The sequence below is a fragment of the Ancylobacter sp. genome (genome assembly GCF_965229075.1).
Taxonomy (GTDB): domain Bacteria; phylum Pseudomonadota; class Alphaproteobacteria; order Rhizobiales; family Xanthobacteraceae; genus Ancylobacter.
Window position 1 is genome coordinate 444,511 of the sequence record NZ_CBDDIO010000002.1, and the last position, 23,070, is coordinate 467,580.

Here is a 23,070-nt window from a genome sequence, read left to right on the forward strand (position 1 = left end):
GCCCTTCCGCATCCCGGCCTGGGCTCAAGATGGCGGCTTCCGGCCGACGGCGCAAGCCAGCATGGCCGCCCCTCTCCCCCTCGCCCGAAAAGCCGGCGATTGTCGGGCCGCGCGCTCACATAAGCGCGAAGCCCTCATGTGTGCGCGAAGATGTCCTGGTCCGGCCATCCCGCGAGGTCGAGCTGCGCGCGGGTGGGCAGGAACTCGAAGCAGGCCTGCGCCAGTTCCCCGCGCCCCTCGCGCGCCAGCATGGCGGCAAGCCGCGCCTGCAGCGCGTGAAGATGCAGCACGTCGGAGGCGGCGTAGTGCAGCTGGGCGTCGCTCAGCTCGTCGGCGGCCCAGTCCGAACTCTGCTGCTGCTTGGAAAGGTCGACGCCGAGCAGTTCCCGCACCAGCTCCTTCAGCCCGTGCCGGTCGGTATAGGTGCGGGTCAGCCGCGAGGCGATCTTGGTGCACCACACTGGCGACACGGTGAGGCCGAAGGTCTTTCCGAGCACAGCGACATCGAAGCGGGCGAAGTGGAACAGCTTTACGCTGCGCGGGTCGGTGAGGAGCTTTTCGAGATTCGGCGCGCTGCCCGGCCCCGCCCCGGCGGGAATCTGCACGACATCGGCGGTGCCGTCGCCGGGAGAGAGCTGCACCACGCACAGCCGGTCGCGGTGCGGGTTGAGGCCGAGCGTCTCGGTGTCAATGGCGACGAAGGGCGCTTTGTCGGGCGTGTAGCGGGCGAGGTCGACAAGGTCGCCGCGGTGCAGGCGGATGCTCATGGGAACCATAGGTTAAAGAGTTTTCGCTGCTTACCACCACCGGCCCCGCCGCGGCAACCGGCAGCGGCCGCCCGGCTCAGGCGAGCAGCGCGTCCACGACGAGGCCGACAAGCAGGATCAGCCCGGAATCGCGGTTGGAGCGGAACAGCCGCAGGCACAGCTCCCGATCGTCAATATCGAGCCGGCGCAACTGATTGGCGAGCTGCACGGTGAAGATTCCGAGCCCGCCCCAGGCCCAGGGGCCGGCCCCGGCGCTCGCCAGCGCAAGGCCGATCAGCACCACGGTGCTCGCATAGATCGCGGCGAGCCATCGCCCGGTGCGCGCGCCGAAAAGCAGGGCGGAAGACTTCACCCCGACGACGGCGTCGTCCTCGCGGTCCTGATGGGCATAGATCGTGTCATAGCCCACCACCCACAGCACCGCGCCGGCATAGAGCAGGAAGGCCGGCGCCGGCAGCGCTTGCAGCAGCACCGCAAAGCCCATCAGCGCGCCCCAGGAAAAGGCGAGGCCGAGCACCAGCTGCGGAATCCACATCACCCGCTTCATCAGCGGGTAGACCACGACAAGACCGAGCGACGAGAGCGCCACACCAATGGCGAAAAGCGGCAGGCAGAGAAGGACGCCGAGTCCCACGAGCAGTTGAATCGCGAGGAAAGCCAGCGCGCCCGTCAGCGTCACCTGGCCGGCCGGCAGAGGGCGCGAGCGCGTGCGCTCCACCCGTCCGTCAATGTCCCGGTCGAGAATGTCGTTCCAGGTGCAGCCGGCGCCACGCATCGCCACCGCGCCGATGGCAAACAGCACCGCCCAGCCCACCGCCGCGCCATAGGCAGGCGCGCCGCCTTCAGCCTGCACCCGCAGTGCGAGCGCCAGCGACCACCAGCAGGGAATGAGCAGCAGCCAGCTGCCGATCGGCCGGTCGGCCCGGGCGAGGCGGAGATAGGGGCGGAACGGGGCCGGGGCGTAGCGATCCACCCAATTGCCGGCCGAATCGGCCGGCACCGGCCCGACAGGAGACGGCGCCGCCGGGATCATGGGGTCAGCGCAGCGCGTCGCCGCCGAGCGTGTCGAACACGCCGCCCGGAGGTGCGCCCGTCGTCGGCAGGCCGCTCGACAGGCCGAGACCGGCGGAGATCGCCCCCTGGGGCGGCGGGCCGCTGGGGCCGCCACCGCCGCCGCTTTCCTGGATCTTCGCCACCTCGCACACCTTGTTGCGTGTGGTGTTCACCGAGCTGACATTCTGCTTGAACTTCGTCAGTACCTCGTCGGGCACGCCGCACTTGGTCTTGTTGGTATTAAGGTACGAATAGAAATTCTGCTGCGCGTTCGCGAAGCTGCGGAACATCGGGCACAGCTCGGACGGTGACGCCTTCTTCTTCGCGGCGGCCTCAAGGGCCCCGCCACGGCTTTCCACCTCGCCGCGCAGCTTGACGACCTGGTCCTGGCATTCCGACATATTCGGATTGGCCTGCTGCTGCGGCGGCGGAGCGGTGACGCCGGGAGCCAGACCGCCGCCACCGGAGGAGAAGCCTGGGCTGAAGCCGGGAGGCGGCTGCGCCGCCTCATCCGCCTGCGGCGCGACAGGCACCGGCTGGACCACCACCGCGCCGGAGGACGCCTCGCCGCCCGAACCGCCGGGCGCGCCGATCCACTGCGCCCCGGCCGGGACCGTGCCGAGCATCCCGGCTAGCAGAATGCCTGCCAGCGTCGGGGTCATGCTACGTGCCCGCAGGCGCTTCGGGTGCGTGTTCAAAAGCCAATCTCTCATCAGGTGGTCGATCGGTGCCGTGTCGTTGACCAAGCGTGATACAGAGGCATGAAAGATTGGGCAACATCGCGGCGCTCGCGATATTTCCTGCAAATTCCGGACGAAAATCGACCCATGACCCGCGCCCACGACGATTCGACCGCTGAGCCCTATGATTTTCGTGCCCAACGACTGTTTGTCGAGGAGCCCCTGGCCGAGGCCGCGCTGGTACGCCTCGACCGCGACCGGGCGCATTATGTCTCCGATGTGATCCGGCTGGAGGTGGGCGGGCACCTGCATCTGTTCAATGGTCGCGATGGCGAGTGGCGCGCGGTGCGCGAGGCCGGCGGACGGCGCGACGTGCTGCTGCGCTGCGAGGCACAACTGCGACGCCAGTCGCCGCCGCCCGATCTCGATTATGTCTTCGCCCCGCTCAAGCATGCCCGGCTGGACTACATGGTGCAGAAGGCGGTGGAGATGGGCGCCGGCCGGCTGGTGCCGGTCATGACCCGGCGCACGCAGGCGACGCGGGTGAACACCGAGCGCATGCGCGCCAATGTCATCGAGGCAGCCGAGCAATGTGGCATCCTCACCCCGCCACAGGTCGCCGAGCCGGTGGCGCTGCCGCGCTGGCTCGCCGCGCTGGAGCCAGACCGCCGGCTGGTGTTCTGCGACGAGGCCGCGCCGCAGGCCGACCCGCTGGCGCCGCTCCTCGCGGCCGTGGCCGGCCCGCTGGCGGTGCTGATCGGCCCGGAAGGCGGCTTCACTGAGGAGGAGCGGCGGCTGCTCGCCGCCCATCCCGGCGCCATCGTGCTGTCGCTGGGCCCGCGTATCTTGCGTGCCGACACCGCCGCCGTCGCCGCCCTCGCGCTGGTGGAAGCCGCCCGCCAGGCCGCACGCTGACCGGAAGGCCCGCTTGCGACGCTCCAAATATCCGCAAATCTCATCAATCGACTAATTAAAATGTAATTCCAATATCTGAAGTAAACGCAAAGGTCACACTGCGGTCTTACTTCTCCATCATCCTTCCCCGCGACGCACTGCCCCGTTGATTCGCTGCCGGCTAAGCGACAACGACCCGGTGCGTGGCGTGAATGCGGGAAGGTGTTGATGTTTCAGGTCGGAATCGAAGAATACCGCATCGGCATCGAGGAAGAGTATTTCCTCGTCGAAGCCGAGACCAAGAGCCCGCTGCGGCGCGTGCCGTCCGCCTTCATGACCCAGATACGAACCGCGCTCGGCCCCGCCGTGTCGGGCGAGGTGCAGCAATCGCAGATCGAGGTCATGACCCGCCCGCACCGCAGCGCCGCCGAGGCGCGACGGGAGTTGCACGGGTTGCGCCGGTGCCTGGCCGAGGTGAACGCCGGATTCGACCTCGCCTTCATCGCCGCGGGCACCCACCCCACCGCCAGCTGGCAGGGCGGCAAGCGCGCGCCGACGCAGCGCTATGACGGGCTGATGCACGACCTGCAGATGCTGGGCGAGCGCAACCTGCTGTGCGGCATGCATGTGCATGTGGAACTGCCCGATGCCGACCAGCGCATCGACGTGATGCGCCGCATCCTGCCCTATCTCCCGGTCTTCGTCGCGCTCTCCACCTCCTCGCCCTTCTGGGAATCCAAGCGCACCGGCCTGATGGGCTACCGCCTCGCCGCCTATGACGAACTGCCGCGCACCGGCCTGCCGGAACTGTTCGAGAGCGCGAAGGACTACCAGGACTATATCGACGCGCTGGTGGCGGCGCGGGCGATCCGCGATTCCAGCTATGTGTGGTGGACCATCCGCCCCTCGGAAAAGCACCCGACGCTGGAACTGCGCGCGCCCGACAGCTGCACGCGGGTGGAGGATTCCGTGGCGATCGCCGCGCTTTACCGGGCGCTGGTGCGCCATCTCGTGCGCAACCCGAGCCTCAATGCCGGCATCGACCCGGTCGAGCGCGCCATCGCGGCGGAGAACAAGTGGCGCGCCCAGCGCTATGGTGTCCATGGCAGCTTCGTCGACCGCCGCGCCCGCGAGGCGGTGCCGGTGGCGCAGGCGGTGGAAGCGCTGATCGACCAGCTGGCCGAGGATGCGGACGCGCTCGGCGGGCGGGCGGAACTGGAGCATCTGCGCACCATCATCCGCGGCGGCACCAGCGCCGACATCCAGATCGCCGTCTATCAGGAAGCCGCCCACCGCACCGGCAATCGCGCCGAGGGGCTCAAGGCGGTGAACACCTGGCTCGCCCACGCCTCCGCGCAATAACCCGCCGCATCGGGTGGGCACAGCGAGAGGTTGAACGGGCCGGTTGCGGCCCGGCAATTTCCATTTTGGATCGGTAGTTACAGTGATTTGCGCCAGGGCTTGGCGTGTGTATGGTCGCGCGCCCCGCATGCCGCCCGGAGTTCCCCATGGCGCGAGACCAGATCGACACGCAGCCCATCGAAAGCCGGGACGAACTCGTCGCGTGGTTCGAGGCGGGTAGCAAAGCGCCGTCGAAATTCCGCATCGGCACCGAGCACGAGAAATTTCCGTTCACGCTGAAGGGCCATGAGCCAGTGCCCTATGAAGGCCCCAACGGCATCCGCGCGCTGCTGGAAGGCATGCAGGCGCTGAACTGCTGGGAGCCGATCATGGAAGGCGAGACCATTATCGGTCTTGCCGACACGGTGGGGGGCGGGGCGATCTCGCTGGAGCCGGGCGGGCAGTTCGAACTGTCCGGCGCGCCGCTCATCACCATCCACGAGACCTGTGCCGAGGTAAACGGCCATCTCGACCAGGTGCGCGAGGTGGCGACGCCGCTGGGCTTCGGCTTCCTCGGCCTCGGCATGAGCCCGAAATGGACGCTGGCGGAAACGCCGGTCATGCCCAAGGGCCGCTACAAGATCATGTCGAACTACATGCCGAAGGTCGGCACGCGCGGCCTCGACATGATGTACCGCACCTGTACCGTGCAGGTGAATCTCGACTTTTCCTCCGAAGCCGACATGGTGAAGAAGCTGCGTGTCGGGCTCGCCTTGCAGCCCGTGGCCACCGCCCTCTTCGCCAACTCGCCCTTCACCGAAGGCAAGCCGAACGGCTTCCTCTCCTACCGCTCGGAAATCTGGCGCGACACCGACAATAACCGCGCCGGCATGCTGCCCTTCGCCTTCGAGGATGGCATGGGCTTCGAGCGTTATGTCGACTACGCGCTCGATGTGCCGATGTACTTCATCAAGCGCGGCGACACCTATATCGATGTCGCCGGCTCGTCCTTCCGCGATCTGCTCGCCGGCCGCCACCCCGCCGTGCCGGGCGAGAGCGCCACGGTCTCCGACTGGGCCAACCACCTCTCCACCATTTTCCCGGAGGTGCGGCTGAAGCGTTACCTCGAAATGCGCGGGGCCGATGGCGGGCCGTGGCGCAACCTGTGCGCGCTGCCGGCGCTGTGGACCGGGCTGTATTACGACACGACGAGCCTCGACGCCGCCTGGGACCTCGCCAAGGGCTGGGGTGCCCAAGAGCGCCAGACGCTGCGCGACGAGGTGCCCCGGCTCGGCTTCAAGGCCGAGATCGCCGGCCGCTCGCTGCTGGACGTGGCGCGCGACGTGGTCGAGATCGCCCGCGCCGGCCTTCAGCGCCGCGACTATCGCGACAGCCAGGGCCGCGACGAGAGCCGCTTCCTCGCCCCGCTGGAGGCCAGCCTCAAAGCCGGGAAGACCCCGGCCGAGCTGCTGCTGGCGCGCTATGAGGGCGCGTGGAACCGCTCGGTGGAGCCGGTCTTCGTCGAGGACGCTTACTGATCAACCCGGGTAGCTGCCGGCACGGTAAGTGCCGATGCTCCACAGATGCCCCTCGGCATCGCGCACGGTGAATTCGCGCGAGCCATAGGGCGTGTCATAGAGCGCCATCACCACCTCCGCGCCGGCGGCCTGCACGCGCGCCCAGGCGGCATCGGCATCGGGCACCACGAGATAAATTCCCTGCGTGACGCCGCCCGCCTGCGCCGGGCTGCGCATGCCGAGCACATCGTCCTTGGCGCCGCCAATCATGATCGCGCTGGTGCCCAGCGCGAGTTCCGCATGGGCCACGCCGCCCTGCCCGTCGTCGACGACGAAGAGGCTTTCGAAGCCCAGCGCCGTCTCCAGCCAGTGGATGGCGGCGCGCGGATCGCTGTAGCGCAGGAAAGGCACGATATCGCCGGGAACAGGACGGCTCATCATCGATCTCCAGGGCGGTGGCCGAGATGCCACGTGGGCCGTGCAGGTTCAGGCGCCGCTCACTCCGCCGCGATCGCCGTGTCGGAGATGTTGTCGAGCCCCTGCACGATGTGATGGGCCAGCGCGTCGGCGAGTGGGGACGCCTCGTGCCGGTTGCGCAGCAGGCCGATGCGGCAGGGCGCCAGCGCCGGGAACCCGTCGGACGGCCCCAGCACCCGCATGCCCGGGCGCAGCCCGGATTCCGGCAGCACGGAAATGGCGAGGCCGGCCAGCACGGCCGCCGAAACGGCGGTGGAGTTAGATGACGTGTAGAGAATGCGGAACGGCCGATCGACCGCCTGGAGCATGGAGATCGCCTCCTGCCGCCAGTTGCAGGTCTGCCGCCCCAGCGCCAGCGGCACCGGGCCTTCCAGATGCACGGAGTGGCGGGTGGAGCCCACCCAGAGCAATTGCTCGCGGCGGATGATCTCGGTCTCGCGATTCATCGTCTCGCAATCGGTGATGATGGCGAGGTCGAGATCGCCCGTGTCGATGCGGTCGACGAGATCGGTCGAGGGATCGCACACCACGGTCAGCTCGACATTGGGATGGGTGGCGGAAAACCGCGCCATGATCTCCGGCAAATAGCGGTCGGCATAATCGTCCGGCACGCCGAGCCGCACCCGGCCCGACAGTTCCGCCGAGGCCAGGCTGGCCATGGCCTCGATGTTCAGCTTGACGATGCGGCGGGCATAATCGAGCAGCCGGTCGCCCTCGTCGGTCAGGCGCGAGGCGCGTCCGTCGCGGGCGAAGATCGGCCGGCCCACCCGCTCCTCCAGCCGCTTCATCTGCATAGACACCGCGGACTGGGTTTTGTGAACCACCTCGGCAGCCTTTGTGAAACTGCCGGTTTCGGCAATCGCGATGAATGTTCTTAATTGATCAATATCGAGCAACACGCTCATCGGAGCCCTCACGATGGCCTATCATCAATCCTGATGATATCAGCGATCATAAACATTCGCTAGTGTGATTGATCCCGCTCCTTCATAACGATCCCGCCGCGAACGGACGATGTCGAGATCGGGTGGCCCCCACGCCTGCCCGAGATCACAAACCCCGCATCGTCGCTGCGCGGCCGGCACATGGAGGATACGATGTCGTTTGTTGGCGAAGTCCGGAGAAAGCCCTTCTCCTCGTTCGGTACCGCGGCGAGCGGGCTGCTGATCGCCGCTCTCATGGGGTCCGTCCAGTTCATCAAGGCGGTCGCCCGCCGGCGCCATATCGCCCAGCTCGGCGGCTTCGACGACCGCATGCTGCGCGACATCGGCCTCACCCGCGGCGACCTGCTCGACGCTTCGTCCGGCCCGCTGTGGCAGGACCCGACGGCCGTGCTCGTGGTCCGCTCGGTGGAACGCCGCGCCGCCCGCCGCTCGACCATGCGCGAGGCGCTTCGTGAAGCGGCCCGTCAGGACGCCGCCGGCAAGGCCGCGCGCGACCGCGGCGCCCACGGTCTTTCGCCTGTCACCCCGCGCCAGGACACTCCCGTCTCCTGCAGCTGACCATGCCCGCCCTTTCGTGGCGGCACCGGCCGCCCAGACGAATTTACGGCGACATCGACCCCCTCGTGTCGCCGACTTGAAGCCCGCTGGCTGGTCCAGCGGGCTTTTTTTGTGCCTTCGCTCCACTGCGGCAGCCCTTTGCTTGCAGAAGCGAAATGCCGTCCTTGCACCGCCGGGGATGCGCGCCCGCCGCGTCCGGTCCATATGGGGAGCGCCGGCACGGTGCCGGACACGAAGGGGACCTCTCCCATGGCACAGCTTCTCGAACTCGGCCTCGACACATTCGGCGACGTGACCTCCGGCGTCGATGGACGCCCGCTCTCGCACGCCCAGGTGATTCGCGATCTGGTGGACGAAGCGGTGCTGGCGGATGAGGTCGGCATCGACTTTATCGGCGTCGGCGAGCATCATCGCGACGATTTCGCCGTGTCGGCGCCGGAAGTGGTCCTGGCCGGCATGGCCGCCCGGACAAAGCGCATCCGCCTCGGCTCGGCGGTCACCGTGCTGTCCTCCGACGATCCGATCCGCGTGTTCCAGCGCTTTGCCACGGTGGATGCGCTGTCCAATGGGCGGGCGGAGGTCATCCTCGGGCGCGGCTCCTTTACCGAATCCTTCCCGCTCTTCGGCTTCGACCTGAAGGACTATGAGGCGCTGTTCAGCGAGAAGCTCGATCTGTTCGCGGCGCTGCTGCGCGACAACTCGACCACGCAGGGCGTCACCTGGCAGGGTAAGCTGCGCCCGCCGCTGAAGGATCAGCACGTCTATCCCTTGGTGGAATCCGGCACGCTGAAGACCTGGATCGGCGTTGGCGGCTCGCCGGAATCGGTGGTGCGGGCGGCGCGCTATGGCCTGCCGCTGATGCTGGCCATCATCGGCGGCAATCCCGCCCGCTTCGCGCCCTATGTCGACCTCTACCACAAGGCCATCGGCCAGCTCGGCGGCACGGTGCAGCCGATTGGCGTGCATTCGCACGGCTATATCGCCGAGACGGATGCGCAGGCGCGCGAGGAATTCTATGCCGACTACAAGCGGATGCATGACCGCATCGGCGCCGAGCGCGGCTGGCCGCCCTATGGCCGCGACGCCTTCGAGCATGAGATCGCCCATGGCTCGCTCTATCTCGGTTCGCCGGAAACGGTGGCGCGCAAGATCGCCAAGACGGCGAAGGCGCTCGGCCTCGCGCGCTTCGACCTGAAATACAGCGCCGGCCCGCTGCCGCATGCGCGGATGATGCGCGCCATCGAGCTCTACGGCACCAAGGTTATCCCGCGCGTGCGGGAGATTCTGGCGGACGAGACGGTGGCGGCGTAGTCCCTCAAAGAGTCATCCCCGGGCTGGGCCCGGGGATGCGCAATTCATAAGCGTCAAACATGGATGCCGGGGTCTGCCCCGGCTCGACGCCGTTCTGTAGGCGGGTGTGACGGCCCGCCCCCGTGCGGACCACCTCACACGTTCAGCAGCAGATATTCCCGCTCCCAGGGCGAGATCACCCGCATGAAGGTGTCGAACTCGGTCTGCTTCACCGCCGTATAGGTTTTGACGAAAGACGGCCCGAGCACGGTGGCGATCTCCTCCGAGTACTGCAGCGCCGCCACCGCTTCGAGCAGGCCGCGCGGCAGCTCGAAATCGAGCCCCTTGGCGTCGGACTCCAGCGGCTCGGTCGGGCGCAGCCCTTCCACCATGCCGAGATAGCCGCAAGCAAGCGAAGCGGCGATGACGAGATAGGGGTTGGCATCCGACGACGGCACCCGGTTCTCCACCCGCCGCGCCGCCGGCGAGGAGGGCGGCACGCGCAGCCCGGCCGTGCGGTTGTCATAGCCCCACTGCACGTTGATCGGCGCCATCGAATCGCGCGTCAGCCGGCGGTAGGAGTTCACGTAGGGCGCGAGGATCGACATGACCGCCGGCAGGTAGCGCTGCTGGCCGGCGATGAAGGAGAAGAACTCCGGCGTCGGGTCGCCATCGGCGTCGGAGAAGATGTTGCGCCCCGTCTCGCCATCCACGATGGACTGGTGGATGTGCATGGCCGAGCCCGGCTCGTCGGCGATCGGCTTGGCCATGAAAGTGGCGTAGATCTTGTGCTGCAGCGCCGCCTCGCGGATCGTGCGCTTGAACAGATAGACCTGGTCGGCGAGCACGATGGGATCGCCGTGCAGCAGGTTGATTTCCATCTGCGCCGCGCCGTCCTCATGGATCAGCGTGTCGATCTCCAGGCCCTGCGCCTCGGAGTAATCGTACATGTCCTCGAACAGGGCGTCGAACTCGTTGACCGCCTGGATCGAATAGGACTGACGGCCGATTTCCGGCCGGCCCGAACGGCCGATGGGCGGCTTGAGCGGGTAGTCGGCATCGGTGTTCGGCTCGACGAGATAGAACTCGATCTCCGGCGCGACGACGGCCTTCCAGCCCTTCTTGGCGTAGAGATCGACCACGTTCTTCAGCACCTGCCGTGGCGCCAGTTCCACCGGGCGCCCGTCGCGGTGAAACGCGTCGTGGATCACCTGGGCGGTGGGGTCCTGCGCCCAGGGCACGATGGCGAGGGTGGAGAAATCCGGCTCCATCACCAGATCGCTGTCCACCACCACCGAGTCGACGAGATTGTCGTAGGGCGGGTAGTCGCCGGAAATGGTTTGGAAGAACACGCTGAGCGGCAGGTTCATCGTCGGGCCGGACAGGAACTTGGAGACCGGCATGATCTTGCCGCGTCCGACGCCGGCGAGATCCGGCACCGCGCATTCGATTTCGGTAATGCCGCGCGCAGCCATCCACGCCTTTGCCTCGGCAAGGGTGGTGACGCCACGGGGATTGTCGACCGCGTCCTTCTCAGAACGCTTCTTCTTGGCCATGATTGCCTTCCTGATGCGCTTTCTGCGCCGCTTGAGGCAATCACGGCCCGCTTGCCGCCGTCAAGGCAGGGCTACCTCGCCACCTTTGCAGGCATGGTAAAATTGTTCGCAGCGAGGCGTTGAGCCGGTACGCGAAGCCGGTTAGCGTCCACATGCCGACATATCCGGCGGGGAAACGGGACCAGTCAGCATGAGCACCGGCGTCACCGAAAAGACGCAGAAGACCATTGGCGGCATCCGTCGGAAATTCGCTCCCTGGAACGACCCGCAGGCCGTCCCGCTGATCAGCTACAAGAACGTCAGCAAGCGCTTCGGCGAGTTCACCGCCGTCGACAACCTCTCCCTCGACATTTACGAGCGCGAGTTCTTCGCCCTGCTCGGCCCGTCTGGCTGCGGCAAGACCACGCTGATGCGCATGCTCGCCGGCTTCGAGGACCCGACCGAGGGGCAGATCACCCTCGCCGGGCACGACCTTGTCGGCACGCCGCCCTACAAGCGGCAGACCAATATGATGTTCCAGTCCTATGCGCTGTTCCCGCATATGAGCGTGTGGGACAACATCGCCTTCGGCCTCCGGCAGGACCGGATGGAAAAAGGCGCCATCGCCGCCCGCGTGGAGGAGATGCTCAAGCTGGTGAAGCTTGAGAAATTCGCCAAGCGCAAGCCGCACCAGCTGTCCGGCGGCCAGCGCCAGCGCGTGGCGCTCGCCCGCTCGCTCGCCAAGCGGCCCAAGGTGCTGCTGCTGGACGAGCCGCTCGGCGCGCTCGACAAGAAGCTGCGCGAGGAAACCCAGTTCGAGCTCATGGACATCCAGATGGAGCTCGGCATGACCTTCCTGATCGTCACCCACGACCAGGAAGAGGCGATGACGGTGGCCGACCGCATCGCGGTGATGAATCACGGCAAGCTGGTGCAGGTCGCCCCGCCGGCAGTCATCTATGAGCACCCCAATTCCCGCTACGTCGCCGATTTTGTCGGCGATGTGAACATTCTCGACGCCACGGTTGAAGCGGTGGAGGCCGGCATGGTCACGCTGCGGCCGAACGTGGCGCCGGAACGGCGCTTCCGCATCGCCCAGGACTGCGCGGTGAAGCCCGGCGACAGCGTCGCCATCGCCCTGCGGCCGGAGAAGATGCGGGTCGAGCTCGACCCCCCGGCCGATACCGGCATCAACTGCCTGCAGGGCGAGATCTGGGACATCGGCTATCTCGGCGATCTCTCGATCTTCCATGTCGAGCTGCCCGGCGGCACCCGCGTCAAGGCCGCCAAGCCGAACCTCACCCGCATGGTCGAGCGCCCCATCACCTGGGACGACAAGGTCTATGTGTACTTCTCGCCCGATGCCGGCGTGGTCCTGACGAGCTGAGGAGGCCACCATGGCAAGCAAGGCGAACGGGCGATGGCTGGTCCTCACCGTCCCCTATCTCTGGCTGCTCGCGCTGTTCCTGATCCCGTTCCTGATCGTCTTCAAGATCAGCCTGTCGCAGGACGCGATCGCGCAGCCACCCTATGTCCCGATCTTCGATCTCGCCGAGGGCTGGGCCGCGTTCAAGGACGCCCTCAGCGAACTCTCCTTCGACAATTACGGCTATGTGCTGTCGTGGGACAATGAGTTCATCGAGGCCTATGGCTCCAGCCTCTGGATCGCCGGCATCTCCACCCTGCTGCTGCTGATGGTCGGCTATCCCATCGCCTATGGCATGGCGCGGGCGCCGAAATCCATCCGCCCGACGCTGCTGATGTTGGTCATCCTGCCGTTCTGGACCTCGTTCCTGATCCGCGTCTATGCCTGGATCGGCATCCTCTCGCCGGAAGGGCTGCTCAACCAGCTGCTGTTCGCGCTCGGCATCGTCGACCGCGACGCGCCGCTGCAGATTCTCGCCACTGACACGGCGGTTTATATCGGCATCGTCTATTCCTACCTGCCCTTCATGATCCTGCCGCTCTATTCGGCGCTGGAAAAGATGGACGAGACGCTGCTGGAAGCCGCCGCCGATCTCGGCTGCCCGCCCCTCGCCGCCTTCTGGAAGATCACCTGGCCGCTCTCGCTGCCGGGCGTGTTCGCCGGCTGCCTGCTGTGCTTCATCCCGGCAGTGGGCGAATTCGTCATCCCCGACCTGCTCGGTGGCTCGGACACGCTGATGATCGGCAAGGTGCTGTGGACCGAATTCTCGGTGAACCGCTCCTGGACCGTCTCGGCGGCGGTGGCGGTGCTGCTCTTGATGGTGCTGGTGATCCCGATCGTCTTCTACCAGAACCTCCAGGCTCGCGAAGTGGAGCGACGCTGATGCGCAAGGGTCTCTCCTGGTTCAACGTGACCTCGATCACGCTGGGCTTCGCCTTCCTCTACATCCCGATCATCCTGCTGGTGATCTACTCCTTCAACGCCTCGCGCATGGTCACAGTATGGGCGGGCTTCTCCACCCACTGGTATGTGCAGCTGTTCCAGAACGAGCAACTGCTCGACGCCGCCTGGGTGACGCTGCGCGTCGCCTTCCTCACCGCCACCATCGCCACCGTGCTCGGCACGCTGGCGGCGATCGCCCTCACCCGCTACGGGCGCTTCTTCGGCCGCACCCTGTTCTCCGGCATGGTCTATGCGCCGCTGGTGATGCCGGAAGTCATCACCGGCCTTTCGCTGCTGCTGCTGTTCGTCGCTGTCGGTATCGATCGCGGCTTCTGGACCATCACCCTCGCCCACATCACCTTCACCCTGTGCTTCGTCTCGGTGGTCGTGCAGTCGCGCCTCGTCACCTTCGACCGTTCGCTGGAAGAGGCGGCGCTCGATCTCGGCTGCCCGCCGTTCAAGACCTTCTTCGTGGTGACGCTGCCGATCATCCTGCCGGCGGTGATCTCGGGATGGATGCTCGCCTTCACCCTGTCGCTGGACGATCTCGTCATCGCCAGCTTCACCACCGGCCCCGGCGCCACCACCCTGCCGATGCGCATCTATTCCCAGGTGCGCCTCGGCGTGACGCCGGAAATCAACGCCGCCTGCACCATCCTCATCGCCATCGTCACCGTGGTGGTAATCTTCGCCTCGATCATGACCAAGCGGCAGGAAATCGAGCGCGAGAAGGCCGAGCGCCTGGCGGCGGCGGGTTAAGCGGGCGCTTCGGCGCTTCAGAGCCGTCCCGCGCTTTCCCCTCCCCTCATCCCCGGGCGTGCCCCGGGGATTCCGTCTCTCGCCGGCATCGGAGGTCAAAATCTGGGTGCCCGGGCCAAGCCCGGGCATGAAGGAGTTCTGCACTGCGCCGGGCAGCATATGGCACGTCATGCTGAGGTGCCGGCCAACGGCCGGCCTCGAAGCACGCAGGCCCTGGCCGCCTCTGGCCGACGCCGCGTGCGTCCTTCGAGGCCCGGCTGCGCCGGGCGCCTCAGGATGACCAAAGTCCCAAAAGGTCAACAGTACCGGATCGGGCGCGCGCGCCACGCGCCTGCTATAGTCCGGCCGCCATCGCCCCCGAATCGTTCCCGGACCCATCATGCCGCTGCGCCTGCTGCCTTCCACACTGGTCGACCGCATCGCGGCCGGCGAGGTGGTGGAGCGTCCGGCGGCGGCGCTGAAGGAGATTGTCGAGAACGCGCTCGACGCCGGTGCCACCCGCATCGAGATCGTCATCGACGGCGGCGGCCGCCGGCTGATGCGCGTCACCGACGATGGCAGCGGCATGAGTGCGGAGGAACTCGCCCTCGCGGTGGAGCGCCACGCCACCTCCAAGCTCGACAGCGAGGATCTGCTCGCCATCCACACGCTCGGCTTTCGCGGCGAGGCGCTGCCCTCCATCGGCGCGGTGGCGCGCCTCACCATTACCAGCCGGCCGAAAGGCAGCGACAGCGCCCATGAGATCCGCGTCGAGGGCGGGGTGAAATTCCCGGTGCGCCCGGCGGCGCTTGGCTTCGGCACGCGAGTGGAGGTGCGGGACCTGTTCTTCGCCACGCCGGCGCGGCTGAAATTCCTCAAATCCGAGCGCGCCGAGACGGCGGCGGCGGTGGACGCGGTCAAGCGCCTCGCCCTCGCCCGCCCCGAGGTCGGCTTCACCGTTGTTACCGACGACCGCGCGCCGATCACCTGGCCGGCCCGGACCCGCGATGCGGCCGGGCAGCGCGCCCGCATCGCCGATGTGCTGGGGGCGGAGGCCGGCGGCAACGCGCTGGATGTGGAAGGCCTGCGCGAGGGGGCGCGCCTCTCGGGCCTCGCCGGCCTTCCGACCTATTCCAAGGCGAATTCGCTGTCGCAATATCTGTTCGTCAATGGCCGCCCGGTGCGCGACAAGGTGCTGATCGGCGCCATCCGCGCGGCCTATGCCGACCTTCTGCCCTCCGACCGGCACCCGGTGACGGCGCTGTTCCTCGATCTCGATCCGCGCGAGGTGGATGTGAACGTCCACCCCGCCAAGACCGAGGTGCGGTTCCGCGACGCCGGCAACATTCGGGCACTGATCGTCCGTACCCTCACCGACGCGCTGACCGCCGGCGTGCCGCGCACCGCCTCCACCGCCGCCGACCGGCTGGCGCAGTTCGCGCGGCCCGACTTCGCGACGAATTATCGCCCCGAGCCACGACCGGGCGCCTATGACTGGACCCGCTCCTGGGCGGCACCGGAGGGCCTCGCCGACCCGCGCGCGCCCGGCTTGAACGAGGCGCCTGCCCGCTTCGATTTCGACGCCCCCATCCATTCCCCGGGCGGCGGCCTCGGACTCGCCCTCGCGCCCGGAGCCGATGCCCGTGCCAATGCCGCCCCCGCCGCGCCGGAGGCGCTGGAGCGCCCGCTCGGCGCCGCACGGGCGCAGCTGCACGAGACTTACATCATCGCCCAGACCCGCGACGGCGTCGTGGTGATCGACCAGCACGCCGCGCATGAGCGCATCGTCTATGAAAAGCTCAAGGCGGCGATGGAACGCGACGGCCTCGCCCGACAGATGCTGCTGGTGCCGCTGGTGGTGGAACTTGACCCCTCCGAGGCGGCGCGCCTTGCCGAACGGGCCGGGGCGCTGGAAAAGCTCGGCCTCGTCATCGAACCCTTCGGCCCCGGCGCGCTGCTGGTGCGGGAAGTGCCGGCCCTGCTGGGCGACGCCGACATCTGCGCGCTGGTGCGCGAACTCGCCGAGCACGCGGCGGAATGGGACGACGCGCTGCCGCTGGAACGCCGGCTGCTCCACATCGCCGCCACCATGGCCTGCCACGGCTCGGTGCGCGCCGGCCGCCGGCTGCGGGTGGAAGAGATGAACGCCCTGCTGCGCGAGATGGAAGAGACGCCGAACGCCGCGCAGTGCAATCATGGCCGGCCGACCTTCGTCACCCTGGCGCTGGCCGACATAGAGCGCCTGTTCGCGCGGCGCTGACGGCGAGAGTTTTATCATGGCCCCCACCCTCGACCACCCCAAGAGCTGGTACGCCGCCACGGCGAACCGCTTCGCGCCCCTTCCCCCGCTGCAGGGCGGCACGCGGGCGGATGTCTGCGTCATCGGCGGCGGCTATACCGGCCTCTCCGCCGCGCTGCACATGGCCGAAGCCGGGCTCGACGTGGTGCTGCTGGAGGCCGGGCGCGTCGGCTCCGGCGCCTCGGGCCGCAATGGCGGGCAGATTCATAGCGGCCATCGCCGCGACCAGGATTTTCTCGAAGCGCAGGTCGGGCTCGACGACGCCAAGGCGCTGTGGCGCATGGCCGAAGACGCCAAGGCGCTGCTGCACGCGCTCATCAAGCGCCACGACATCGACTGCGATGTCCGCCCCGGCCTTGTCGTCGCCGATCATAAGCCCGGCTATGTCGCCCACAGCCACGCCTATGCGAAGAAGCTCAACGAGGTCTATGACTACCCCGACGCCGCGCCGCTGAGCCGCGAGGAACTGCGCGCCATCGTCGGCACGGATGTCTATCACGGCGGCATGATCGACCATGGCGGTGGACATCTTCACCCGCTCAACCTCGCCCTCGGCCTCGCCGACGCCGCCCGCCGCGCCGGCGCGCGGCTCTTTGAGCAGTCGCGTGCGCTGCGCATCGAGGAAGGCGCCAAGGTCCGCGTCGTCACGGCCGCCGGCTCGGTGAAGGCGGACTGGGTGCTGGAGTGCGGCGACGGGCTGCAGGATGGGCTCGACCGGCGCGTCGACACCCATGTCATGCCGATCTGCAACTACATCGCCGCCACCGCCCCGCTGGGGGAGCGGGCGCGGGAGATCATCTCCAATGGCGCGGCGGTGGCCGACAGCCGCTTCGTGGTCAATTACTACCGCCTCTCCGGCGACGGGCGGCTGCTGTTCGGCGGCGGCGAGAGCTACCGGCGCGGGCTGCGGCCGAATCCGGCCGAATTCGTCCGCCCCTATATGCTGCGCATCTTCCCGCAGCTGGCCGATGTCGCCATCGACTATGGCTGGGGCGGCGTTCTCGGCATCACCATGACCCGCCTGCCCTTCGTGCGCAAACTCTCGCCCCGCGTGCTCACCGCCGCCGGCTATTCCGGCCAGGGCGTGATGCTGGCGCCCTATTTCGGCAAGCTGCTGGGCGAGGCGGTGAAGGGCCAGCTCGGTGGGCTCGATCTGCTGGGACGCCTGCCGGTACCGGCGTTCCCCGGCGGGCCCCTTATGCGTTGGCCACTGCTCGTGGCGGGCCTGAGCTACTACGCCCTGCGCGACCGGCTCTAGCCTGTGGCGGATCTCCACGCCTATGCCCGCGACGTGCTTGCCTTCGTGGAGGCGCACGCCCATTATGCGCCCTACATCGGCTTTTTGCTCGCCTTCTGCGAATCGCTGCCGATCGTCTCGCTCTTCGTCCCCGGCACCTTCGTGCTACTCGGCCTTTCCCCGGTCATCGCCGCCGGGGGCGTGCCGTTCTTCCCGGTATGGGCGGCGACGGTGGCGGGCGCGGTGCTGGGCGACACCCTCTCGTTCTGGATCGGGTTTCACTTGAAGGGCAGCGCCCGCCAGCGCTGGCCGCTCAACCGCTTCTCGGAGGCCCTCAAGCGCGGCGAGCACTTCTTCCTGCGCTATGGCACGCTCGGCGTGTTTTTCGGCCGCTTCTCCGGCCCTCTCCGTCCCTTCGTGCCGCTGGCGGCCGGCATGTTCGCCATGCCCATGTCACGGTTTCAGATGGTGAACCTCACCTCCGCCATGCTGTGGGCGCTGCTCATGCTCGGCCCCGGCGCCGCAGCGGTGAAGGCCCTGGGCTACTGAGGCCCCGGCCAGGCCTTCTTGCGTTTCCTCAACGACACCGGCCCCGCCTTCCCCGACACAGGGCGCAACCAACGCAGCCGAGGAAGGACACCCCATGGCCAAAATCTACGAAGTGGAAGGCGACATCCTGCTGAGCGGCGCCGCCGCGATTGCCCATGGCGTGGCGCCGAACGATCATTTCGACAGCGGCCTCGCCCTCGCTTTGCGCGAGCGCTTCCCGTCGCTGGCCAAGGACTTCCGCCATTACTGCCGGGTCGACAATCCGCAGGCCGGCGGACTCTGGGTGTGGGGCGGCGTGGCGGAGGATGGCGCGGCGGCGCATATCGTCAACCTGCTGACGCAGGACGCGGCGGAAAACGCCATCGGCCGGCCGGGCCGGGCGTCGACCGAAAATGTCGGCCACGCGCTCAAGGCGCTGGCCCGCCTCGTTGCGGCGGAAGGCATCGCCAGCCTCGCTTTGCCGCGCCTCGCCACCGGCGTCGGCGGGCTGGACTGGGCGCAGGTAAAGCCGCTGATCGAGCGGCATCTGAGCGAGATCGACATCCCGGTCTATGTCTATGTGGTCTACCACAAGGGCCAGAAGGCCAATGAGCCGGGGCTGAAGGCGGCGGCCTGAACAGACCAGACACCAAAAACAAGGGCGGCCGAGAGGCCGCCCTTTGCTCTTGTGGCCGGCCCCAAACGCACATGGCCGGGCAGAGCCCGGCCATGTCGTTCGTCCCGAAGGCGAAAGACCTCAGTTCTTCGACTTGTCGACCAGCTTGTTGGCGCCGATCCACGGCATCATGCCGCGCAGCTTCTCGCCGACCTGTTCGATCTGGTGGCTGTCGTTGAGGCGACGGATGCCCTTGAAGCGCGACGCGCCGGCCTTGTATTCCTGCATCCAGTCGGAGGTGAACTTGCCGGTCTGGATGTCGGTGAGCACGCGCTTCATCTCGGCCTTGGTCTCGGCGGTGATGATGCGCGGGCCGGAGACATACTCGCCCCACTCGGCGGTGTTGGAGATCGAGTAGTTCATGTTGGCGATGCCGCCCTCATAGATGAGGTCGACGATCAGCTTCACTTCGTGCAGGCACTCGAAATAGGCCATTTCCGGGGCGTAGCCGGCTTCCACCAGCGTCTCGAAGCCGGCGCGGATCAGCTCCACGAGGCCGCCGCACAGCACCACCTGCTCGCCGAACAGGTCGGTCTCGCACTCTTCCTTGAAGGTGGTCTCGATGATGCCCGAACGGCCGCCGCCGACGCCGCAGGCATAGCTGAGGCCGAGGTCGAGCGCGTTGCCCGAGGCGTCCTGATGCACGGCCACGAGGCAGGGCACGCCGCCGCCCTTCTGGTATTCGCCACGCACGGTGTGGCCGGGGCCCTTGGGGGCGACCATCAGCACGTCCACCGTCGCCTTCGGCTCGATCAGGCCGAAATGCACGTTGAGGCCGTGGGCGAAGGCGATGGCGGCGCCGTCGCGGATGTTGGGGGCGATCTCGTCGCGGTAGATGTCGGCCTGCAGCTCGTCCGGGGTCGCCATCATCATCAGGTCGGCCCACTTGGCGAGTTCGGCGACGCTCATCACCTTGAGCCCGTCGGCCTCAACCTTCTTGGCGGTCGCCGAGCCCGGCTTCAGGCCGATGGCGATCTCCTTGACGCCGGACTCCTTGAGGTTCAGCGCATGGGCGCGGCCCTGCGAGCCGTAGCCGATGATGCCGACCTTCTTGCCCTTGATCAGGTTCACGTCGGCATCGCGGTCGTAATAAACGCGCATGGGTGTCTCCTATGTCACGCGTTGATTTTTGAACGTTCCGGCATGGGGTTGCCCGTGCCGTAGAGGGTGAGGAACTGGTCGGTGGCGCGGGCGGCGTCGCGCTCGATTTCGGCCTGCGTGAGGTCAAGCGTGTCGCCGAGCAGCAGGCGGATCTGCACATCGCGGCCCACCAGCCCGATGAAGCTGCGGAAGGCGGTCTCGGTGTCGTCGAAGGCGATCAGCCCGGCCTCGCGGCCGGCGTCGAGCACCGGCTTCAGCCGCGCGCCGATGGCGAAACGGCCATTGGCCAGCATGATGGCACCGAGGCTGGCGCCCTCGCCCGGCTTATGCGCGCCGCCGCCGCTCTGGGCGATGGCGACGCGGTTCAGCGCGATCGAGGTCGGGCTGGAAATGACGCCGAGCCAGTTGACGGCGAAGCGGATCAGGCTGTCGCGCAGGGCCAGCGCGTCGAGCCTGGTGCGGTCGTAATTGCCGGCGCGGACCTTGGAAGCCTGCCAGCGCACGGTGGCGGTGAGCAGCCCCTCCCGGTCGCCGAACCATTTGTACAGGCTTTCCTTCGAGCAGGAGGCGCGACGCGCCACCGCATTCATCGTCAGTTCGCCGCCCTGTTCCACCATCAGCGCCAGCACGGCGTCGAGGACCGCCTGCTGGCGCTCCGTCAACGTGTCGTCCTGTGTGTCTGAGGGCAAAGCCATGGGCGCCAGAGGTCCGTACCGTACGTTACGGTTCCCTCTACAGGAGGCCCCCTCCGGGCGCAAGCGGAGTCAGCGCGCCCCGCGCCGCAGGCGGTATTTCCATGGAATGCCTTTCAGCGAGGCGAGCGCGACGCCGCCGGCCGCCAGCGCCATTCCCGCCCAGGCGAGCGGCGGCATGGCCTCGCCGATCAGCCCCCAGGCGATGAGCGCCGTCGTCGGCGGCACGAGGAAGAACAGAGCCGACACCTTCGACACCTCGCCGGCACGGATCATGGCGAGATAGAGCGAGATGGCGATCAGCGAGTTGCCGATCACCAGATAGGCCAGCACCGCAAGGAAGGTCGGCGACCAGTTGACATGGCCGTCCTCCATCAGCAGCGCCAGCGGCAGCGTGCAGACGAAGCCGATGGCGCATTGCACCGTGTTCGACACGAGCGGATGCTGCGGCGTGCCGAAGCGCTTCTCATAAAGCGCGCCGCCGCACATGGCGAGCAGCGCGCCGACCGCCAGCAGCACCACGCCGGGCGAGGTAACCTCGATCGCCGAGCGCGAGGCGATCACCAGCCCTGCCCCGGCGAGGCCGAGCAGCAGGCCGAGCCAGCGCAGTGCCCCCACCCGCTCGCCGGTGAACACCGGCGCCACGAGCCCGACCACGATCGGCTGCAGCGAGACGATGATCGCCAGCGCGCCCGCCGAAATGCCGAAGCGGAAGGCGAAGTAGCTGAGGTTGAAATAGAGCACCTGGATGAGGAAGCCAACCACGGCGAGATCGGCATAGGCACGGGGCTGACGCGGCAAAGGCGGGCGGAACCAGGCCAGCAGCGGCAGCAGCACCGCCAGCACCAGCCCGTAGCGCCAGGCCAGCAGGGTGAAGGGGCCGGTGGAAAGGATGCCGATCTTCGCCACCGCGAAGCCGCCCGACCACAGCAGCAGAAAGATGAACGGCGCCGCCAGCAGCCACAGAGGCTTTCCTGTGCCCGCCACCGGCACCGCGCCTGCACGCTCGCTCACGTTTCCACGCCTCCGTCGCATGGCGGCGGCGCGAGGCGCCGCGACGCACCCCGCGAAACGCCATCTTCACATGCCTTGGCCGGGCAGGCCAAGAGCTTGTGTGCAGCGCAGCACAGATATCGGGGCTCGACTTTCGCCCTCGCACCGTCCTATCCGGGACCGTCGACAGAAAACGGAGCCCCCGCCATGACCCTGCCGAACAATGACCTTTCGACGGCCGACGCCATCATCGCCTTCTGGCGCGAAGCCGGCCCGGAGCGCTGGTTCGCCAAGGACGACGCCTTCGACGCCGCCATCCGCGCCCGGTTTCTCGCCGCCTATGAGGCCGCCGCCGCCGGGGAGCTCGGCGCATGGCGGGAGACGCCGGAGGGAAGCTACGCTTTGATCCTGCTGCTCGACCAGTTCCCGCGCAATCTGTTCCGCGGCTCGCAGCGCGCCTTCGCCACCGATGCGCAGGCGCGCGACGTGGCGGATGCCGCCATCGCGCGCGGCTTCGACCGCGCCTTCGAGCTACCGGAGCGCCGCTTCTTCTATGTGCCGTTCATGCATTCGGAGGAACTGGCGGATCAGCAGCGCTGCGTGGCGCTGTGCGAGGCGGCGGGCGATGAGGAGGGCGTGCATCACGCCGTCATCCATCACGACATCATCCGCGATTTCGGCCGCTTCCCGCACCGCAATCCGGTGCTCGGCCGCGCCATGACGGAGGAAGAGCACGCCTTCCTCACCTCAGGCGGCTTCGCCGGCTGAAGGAACGGCGCGGCAGCACGAGCAGCCGCGCCTTTTTCCTCACATGCCTTCGGCACCGCGCCCGATGGCGGCGACGCCGGTGCGCGAGACCTCGACCAGGCCGAGCGGCTCCAGGAGCGAGACGAACTGGTCGATCTTCTCCGGCTTGCCGGTGATCTCGAACACGAAGCTCTCCAGCGTCGTGTCGACCGTGCGGGCGCGGAAGCTGTCGGCGATCAGCAGCGCCTCCTGGCGCACCTCGCCCTTGCCGCGCACCTTGATCAGCGCCAGCTCGCGCTCCACCGACTTGCCGGCGACGGTGAGATCCACCACCCGGTGCACCGGCACCAGCCGGTCGAGTTGGCTCTTGATCTGCTCGATGATCGGCGGCGCGCCCGTGGTCACCACGGTGATGCGCGAGAGATGCGAGGCGTGGCTGACCTCGGAGACGGTGAGGCTGTCGATATTGTAGCCGCGCCCGGAAAACAGGCCGACGATGCGGGCGAGAACGCCCGGCTCGTTATCGACCAGCATGGACAGGGTGTGGCGCTCGGCGGGTTCTTGAACGGGAGGCATGGGGCACTCGGAAAAGGGGGCTGGAACGCCAGGCTCCCTCTCCCCGGCGGGGAGAGGGG

The 23,070-nt window shown here is 67.7% G+C and carries 23 protein-coding genes; 13 read left to right on the forward strand and 10 right to left on the reverse strand.

What is annotated here, in order from left to right; genetic code table 11:
* Positions 1-134: 134 nt before the first annotated feature.
* From ACO07Z_RS08160 to ACO07Z_RS08170, 3 genes are all read right to left on the reverse strand, one after another.
* Positions 135-767 (reverse strand): ribonuclease D, encoded by a 633-nt coding sequence (locus ACO07Z_RS08160; RefSeq protein ID WP_244378532.1) that lies wholly within the window; start codon positions 765-767, stop codon positions 135-137.
* 76 nt (positions 768-843) lie between these two features.
* Positions 844-1,800, reverse strand: a complete 957-nt coding sequence (gene ubiA, locus ACO07Z_RS08165) for a 4-hydroxybenzoate octaprenyltransferase (protein ID WP_421698259.1) — start codon at positions 1,798-1,800, stop codon at positions 844-846.
* A gap of 4 nt (positions 1,801-1,804) precedes the next feature.
* Positions 1,805-2,566, reverse strand: coding sequence for a hypothetical protein (locus tag ACO07Z_RS08170; RefSeq protein WP_421698260.1), 762 nt, complete (start codon positions 2,564-2,566; stop codon positions 1,805-1,807).
* An 81-nt stretch (positions 2,567-2,647) separates the two neighbouring features.
* Between ACO07Z_RS08170 and ACO07Z_RS08175 the strand changes: the two genes are divergently transcribed.
* The 3 genes from ACO07Z_RS08175 to ACO07Z_RS08185 all read left to right on the forward strand — a co-directional run bounded on the left by ACO07Z_RS08175 (position 2,648) and on the right by ACO07Z_RS08185 (position 6,273).
* Complete coding sequence (locus ACO07Z_RS08175; protein WP_421698261.1) at positions 2,648-3,415, forward strand: 16S rRNA (uracil(1498)-N(3))-methyltransferase; 768 nt, start codon at positions 2,648-2,650, stop codon at positions 3,413-3,415.
* 207 nt (positions 3,416-3,622) lie between these two features.
* Positions 3,623-4,756: a carboxylate-amine ligase gene (locus ACO07Z_RS08180; protein ID WP_421698262.1), complete on the forward strand. Its 1,134-nt coding sequence runs from the start codon at positions 3,623-3,625 to the stop codon at positions 4,754-4,756.
* A gap of 146 nt (positions 4,757-4,902) precedes the next feature.
* The gene (locus tag ACO07Z_RS08185; RefSeq protein ID WP_421698263.1) at positions 4,903-6,273 is read left to right on the forward strand and encodes a glutamate--cysteine ligase; all 1,371 of its coding nucleotides are present in this window, start codon (positions 4,903-4,905) and stop codon (positions 6,271-6,273) included.
* Here the strand turns inward: ACO07Z_RS08185 and ACO07Z_RS08190 are convergent, their stop codons facing one another.
* On the reverse strand, positions 6,274-6,690 hold the full coding sequence (locus ACO07Z_RS08190) for a VOC family protein (protein ID WP_421698264.1): 417 nt from the start codon (positions 6,688-6,690) through the stop codon (positions 6,274-6,276).
* 59 nt (positions 6,691-6,749) lie between these two features.
* Positions 6,750-7,634 carry a LysR substrate-binding domain-containing protein gene (locus ACO07Z_RS08195; RefSeq protein WP_244378544.1) on the reverse strand — a complete coding sequence of 295 codons (885 nt, stop codon included), beginning with the start codon at positions 7,632-7,634 and terminating at the stop codon, positions 6,750-6,752.
* Positions 7,635-7,826: 192 nt separating this feature from the next.
* Here ACO07Z_RS08195 and ACO07Z_RS08200 point away from each other — a divergent pair, with 192 nt between their 5' ends.
* Positions 7,827-8,231: a DUF1127 domain-containing protein gene (locus tag ACO07Z_RS08200; RefSeq protein ID WP_421698265.1), complete on the forward strand. Its 405-nt coding sequence runs from the start codon at positions 7,827-7,829 to the stop codon at positions 8,229-8,231.
* A 249-nt stretch (positions 8,232-8,480) separates the two neighbouring features.
* On the forward strand, positions 8,481-9,542 hold the full coding sequence (locus ACO07Z_RS08205; RefSeq protein WP_421698266.1) for an LLM class flavin-dependent oxidoreductase: 1,062 nt from the start codon (positions 8,481-8,483) through the stop codon (positions 9,540-9,542).
* Between the two features lie 134 nt (positions 9,543-9,676).
* On the opposite strand, the gene ACO07Z_RS08210 is transcribed toward ACO07Z_RS08205, so the two are convergent.
* Positions 9,677-11,077 carry a glutamine synthetase family protein gene (locus ACO07Z_RS08210; RefSeq protein WP_421698267.1) on the reverse strand — a complete coding sequence of 467 codons (1,401 nt, stop codon included), beginning with the start codon at positions 11,075-11,077 and terminating at the stop codon, positions 9,677-9,679.
* A gap of 190 nt (positions 11,078-11,267) precedes the next feature.
* Between ACO07Z_RS08210 and ACO07Z_RS08215 the strand changes: the two genes are divergently transcribed.
* The 7 genes from ACO07Z_RS08215 (at position 11,268) to ACO07Z_RS08245 (ending at position 18,863) form a co-directional block, all read left to right on the forward strand.
* Entirely contained in the window at positions 11,268-12,443 is a 1,176-nt protein-coding gene (locus ACO07Z_RS08215; RefSeq protein ID WP_421698268.1) for an ABC transporter ATP-binding protein, read from the forward strand.
* A 10-nt stretch (positions 12,444-12,453) separates the two neighbouring features.
* Entirely contained in the window at positions 12,454-13,365 is a 912-nt protein-coding gene (locus ACO07Z_RS08220) for an ABC transporter permease subunit (RefSeq protein ID WP_421698269.1), read from the forward strand.
* Positions 13,365-14,183 carry an ABC transporter permease gene (locus tag ACO07Z_RS08225; protein WP_421698270.1) on the forward strand — a complete coding sequence of 273 codons (819 nt, stop codon included), beginning with the start codon at positions 13,365-13,367 and terminating at the stop codon, positions 14,181-14,183. Before ACO07Z_RS08220 ends, ACO07Z_RS08225 begins: the two co-directional genes overlap by 1 nt.
* Before the next feature lie 379 nt (positions 14,184-14,562).
* A complete protein-coding gene (gene mutL / locus ACO07Z_RS08230; RefSeq protein WP_421698271.1) occupies positions 14,563-16,422 on the forward strand; it encodes a DNA mismatch repair endonuclease MutL in 1,860 nt (619 codons plus the stop codon).
* Between the two features lie 16 nt (positions 16,423-16,438).
* On the forward strand, positions 16,439-17,719 hold the full coding sequence (locus ACO07Z_RS08235) for an NAD(P)/FAD-dependent oxidoreductase (protein WP_421698272.1): 1,281 nt from the start codon (positions 16,439-16,441) through the stop codon (positions 17,717-17,719).
* A gap of 3 nt (positions 17,720-17,722) precedes the next feature.
* Complete coding sequence (locus ACO07Z_RS08240; RefSeq protein ID WP_421698273.1) at positions 17,723-18,247, forward strand: DedA family protein; 525 nt, start codon at positions 17,723-17,725, stop codon at positions 18,245-18,247.
* Positions 18,248-18,341: 94 nt separating this feature from the next.
* Entirely contained in the window at positions 18,342-18,863 is a 522-nt protein-coding gene (locus tag ACO07Z_RS08245) for a macro domain-containing protein (RefSeq protein ID WP_421698274.1), read from the forward strand.
* A 120-nt stretch (positions 18,864-18,983) separates the two neighbouring features.
* On the opposite strand, the gene ilvC is transcribed toward ACO07Z_RS08245, so the two are convergent.
* The 3 genes from ilvC to ACO07Z_RS08260 all read right to left on the reverse strand — a co-directional run bounded on the left by ilvC (position 18,984) and on the right by ACO07Z_RS08260 (position 21,709).
* Positions 18,984-20,003 carry a ketol-acid reductoisomerase gene (gene ilvC, locus ACO07Z_RS08250; RefSeq protein ID WP_421698275.1) on the reverse strand — a complete coding sequence of 340 codons (1,020 nt, stop codon included), beginning with the start codon at positions 20,001-20,003 and terminating at the stop codon, positions 18,984-18,986.
* A gap of 14 nt (positions 20,004-20,017) precedes the next feature.
* Positions 20,018-20,698 (reverse strand): TetR/AcrR family transcriptional regulator C-terminal domain-containing protein, encoded by a 681-nt coding sequence (locus ACO07Z_RS08255; RefSeq protein ID WP_421698276.1) that lies wholly within the window; start codon positions 20,696-20,698, stop codon positions 20,018-20,020.
* Between the two features lie 69 nt (positions 20,699-20,767).
* The gene (locus ACO07Z_RS08260; RefSeq protein WP_421698277.1) at positions 20,768-21,709 is read right to left on the reverse strand and encodes a DMT family transporter; all 942 of its coding nucleotides are present in this window, start codon (positions 21,707-21,709) and stop codon (positions 20,768-20,770) included.
* Positions 21,710-21,895: 186 nt separating this feature from the next.
* Between ACO07Z_RS08260 and ACO07Z_RS08265 the strand changes: the two genes are divergently transcribed.
* On the forward strand, positions 21,896-22,456 hold the full coding sequence (locus ACO07Z_RS08265; protein ID WP_421698278.1) for a DUF924 family protein: 561 nt from the start codon (positions 21,896-21,898) through the stop codon (positions 22,454-22,456).
* A 39-nt stretch (positions 22,457-22,495) separates the two neighbouring features.
* Here the strand turns inward: ACO07Z_RS08265 and ilvN are convergent, their stop codons facing one another.
* On the reverse strand, positions 22,496-23,011 hold the full coding sequence (gene ilvN, locus ACO07Z_RS08270) for an acetolactate synthase small subunit (protein ID WP_421698279.1): 516 nt from the start codon (positions 23,009-23,011) through the stop codon (positions 22,496-22,498).
* Positions 23,012-23,070 lie beyond the last annotated feature (59 nt).

What these genes read in the sequence shown, in the direction of transcription:
- ACO07Z_RS08235 (WP_421698272.1), top strand. Translation starts at nt 16,439, where the DNA reads ATGGCCCCCACCCTCGACCACCCCAAGAGCTGGTACGCCGCCACGGCG.
- ilvC (WP_421698275.1), bottom strand. Translation starts at nt 20,003, where the DNA reads ATGCGCGTTTATTACGACCGCGATGCCGACGTGAACCTGATCAAGGGC.
- ACO07Z_RS08255 (WP_421698276.1), bottom strand. Translation starts at nt 20,698, where the DNA reads ATGGCTTTGCCCTCAGACACACAGGACGACACGTTGACGGAGCGCCAG.
- ACO07Z_RS08175 (WP_421698261.1), top strand. Translation starts at nt 2,648, where the DNA reads ATGACCCGCGCCCACGACGATTCGACCGCTGAGCCCTATGATTTTCGT.
- ACO07Z_RS08200 (WP_421698265.1), top strand. Translation starts at nt 7,827, where the DNA reads ATGTCGTTTGTTGGCGAAGTCCGGAGAAAGCCCTTCTCCTCGTTCGGT.
- ACO07Z_RS08160 (WP_244378532.1), bottom strand. Translation starts at nt 767, where the DNA reads ATGAGCATCCGCCTGCACCGCGGCGACCTTGTCGACCTCGCCCGCTAC.
- ACO07Z_RS08205 (WP_421698266.1), top strand. Translation starts at nt 8,481, where the DNA reads ATGGCACAGCTTCTCGAACTCGGCCTCGACACATTCGGCGACGTGACC.
- ACO07Z_RS08245 (WP_421698274.1), top strand. Translation starts at nt 18,342, where the DNA reads ATGGCCAAAATCTACGAAGTGGAAGGCGACATCCTGCTGAGCGGCGCC.
- ACO07Z_RS08190 (WP_421698264.1), bottom strand. Translation starts at nt 6,690, where the DNA reads ATGAGCCGTCCTGTTCCCGGCGATATCGTGCCTTTCCTGCGCTACAGC.
- ACO07Z_RS08180 (WP_421698262.1), top strand. Translation starts at nt 3,623, where the DNA reads ATGTTTCAGGTCGGAATCGAAGAATACCGCATCGGCATCGAGGAAGAG.
- ACO07Z_RS08210 (WP_421698267.1), bottom strand. Translation starts at nt 11,077, where the DNA reads ATGGCCAAGAAGAAGCGTTCTGAGAAGGACGCGGTCGACAATCCCCGT.
- ACO07Z_RS08195 (WP_244378544.1), bottom strand. Translation starts at nt 7,634, where the DNA reads ATGAGCGTGTTGCTCGATATTGATCAATTAAGAACATTCATCGCGATT.
- ilvN (WP_421698279.1), bottom strand. Translation starts at nt 23,011, where the DNA reads ATGCCTCCCGTTCAAGAACCCGCCGAGCGCCACACCCTGTCCATGCTG.
- ACO07Z_RS08265 (WP_421698278.1), top strand. Translation starts at nt 21,896, where the DNA reads ATGACCCTGCCGAACAATGACCTTTCGACGGCCGACGCCATCATCGCC.
- ACO07Z_RS08185 (WP_421698263.1), top strand. Translation starts at nt 4,903, where the DNA reads ATGGCGCGAGACCAGATCGACACGCAGCCCATCGAAAGCCGGGACGAA.
- mutL (WP_421698271.1), top strand. Translation starts at nt 14,563, where the DNA reads ATGCCGCTGCGCCTGCTGCCTTCCACACTGGTCGACCGCATCGCGGCC.
- ubiA (WP_421698259.1), bottom strand. Translation starts at nt 1,800, where the DNA reads ATGATCCCGGCGGCGCCGTCTCCTGTCGGGCCGGTGCCGGCCGATTCG.
- ACO07Z_RS08225 (WP_421698270.1), top strand. Translation starts at nt 13,365, where the DNA reads ATGCGCAAGGGTCTCTCCTGGTTCAACGTGACCTCGATCACGCTGGGC.
- ACO07Z_RS08215 (WP_421698268.1), top strand. Translation starts at nt 11,268, where the DNA reads ATGAGCACCGGCGTCACCGAAAAGACGCAGAAGACCATTGGCGGCATC.
- ACO07Z_RS08220 (WP_421698269.1), top strand. Translation starts at nt 12,454, where the DNA reads ATGGCAAGCAAGGCGAACGGGCGATGGCTGGTCCTCACCGTCCCCTAT.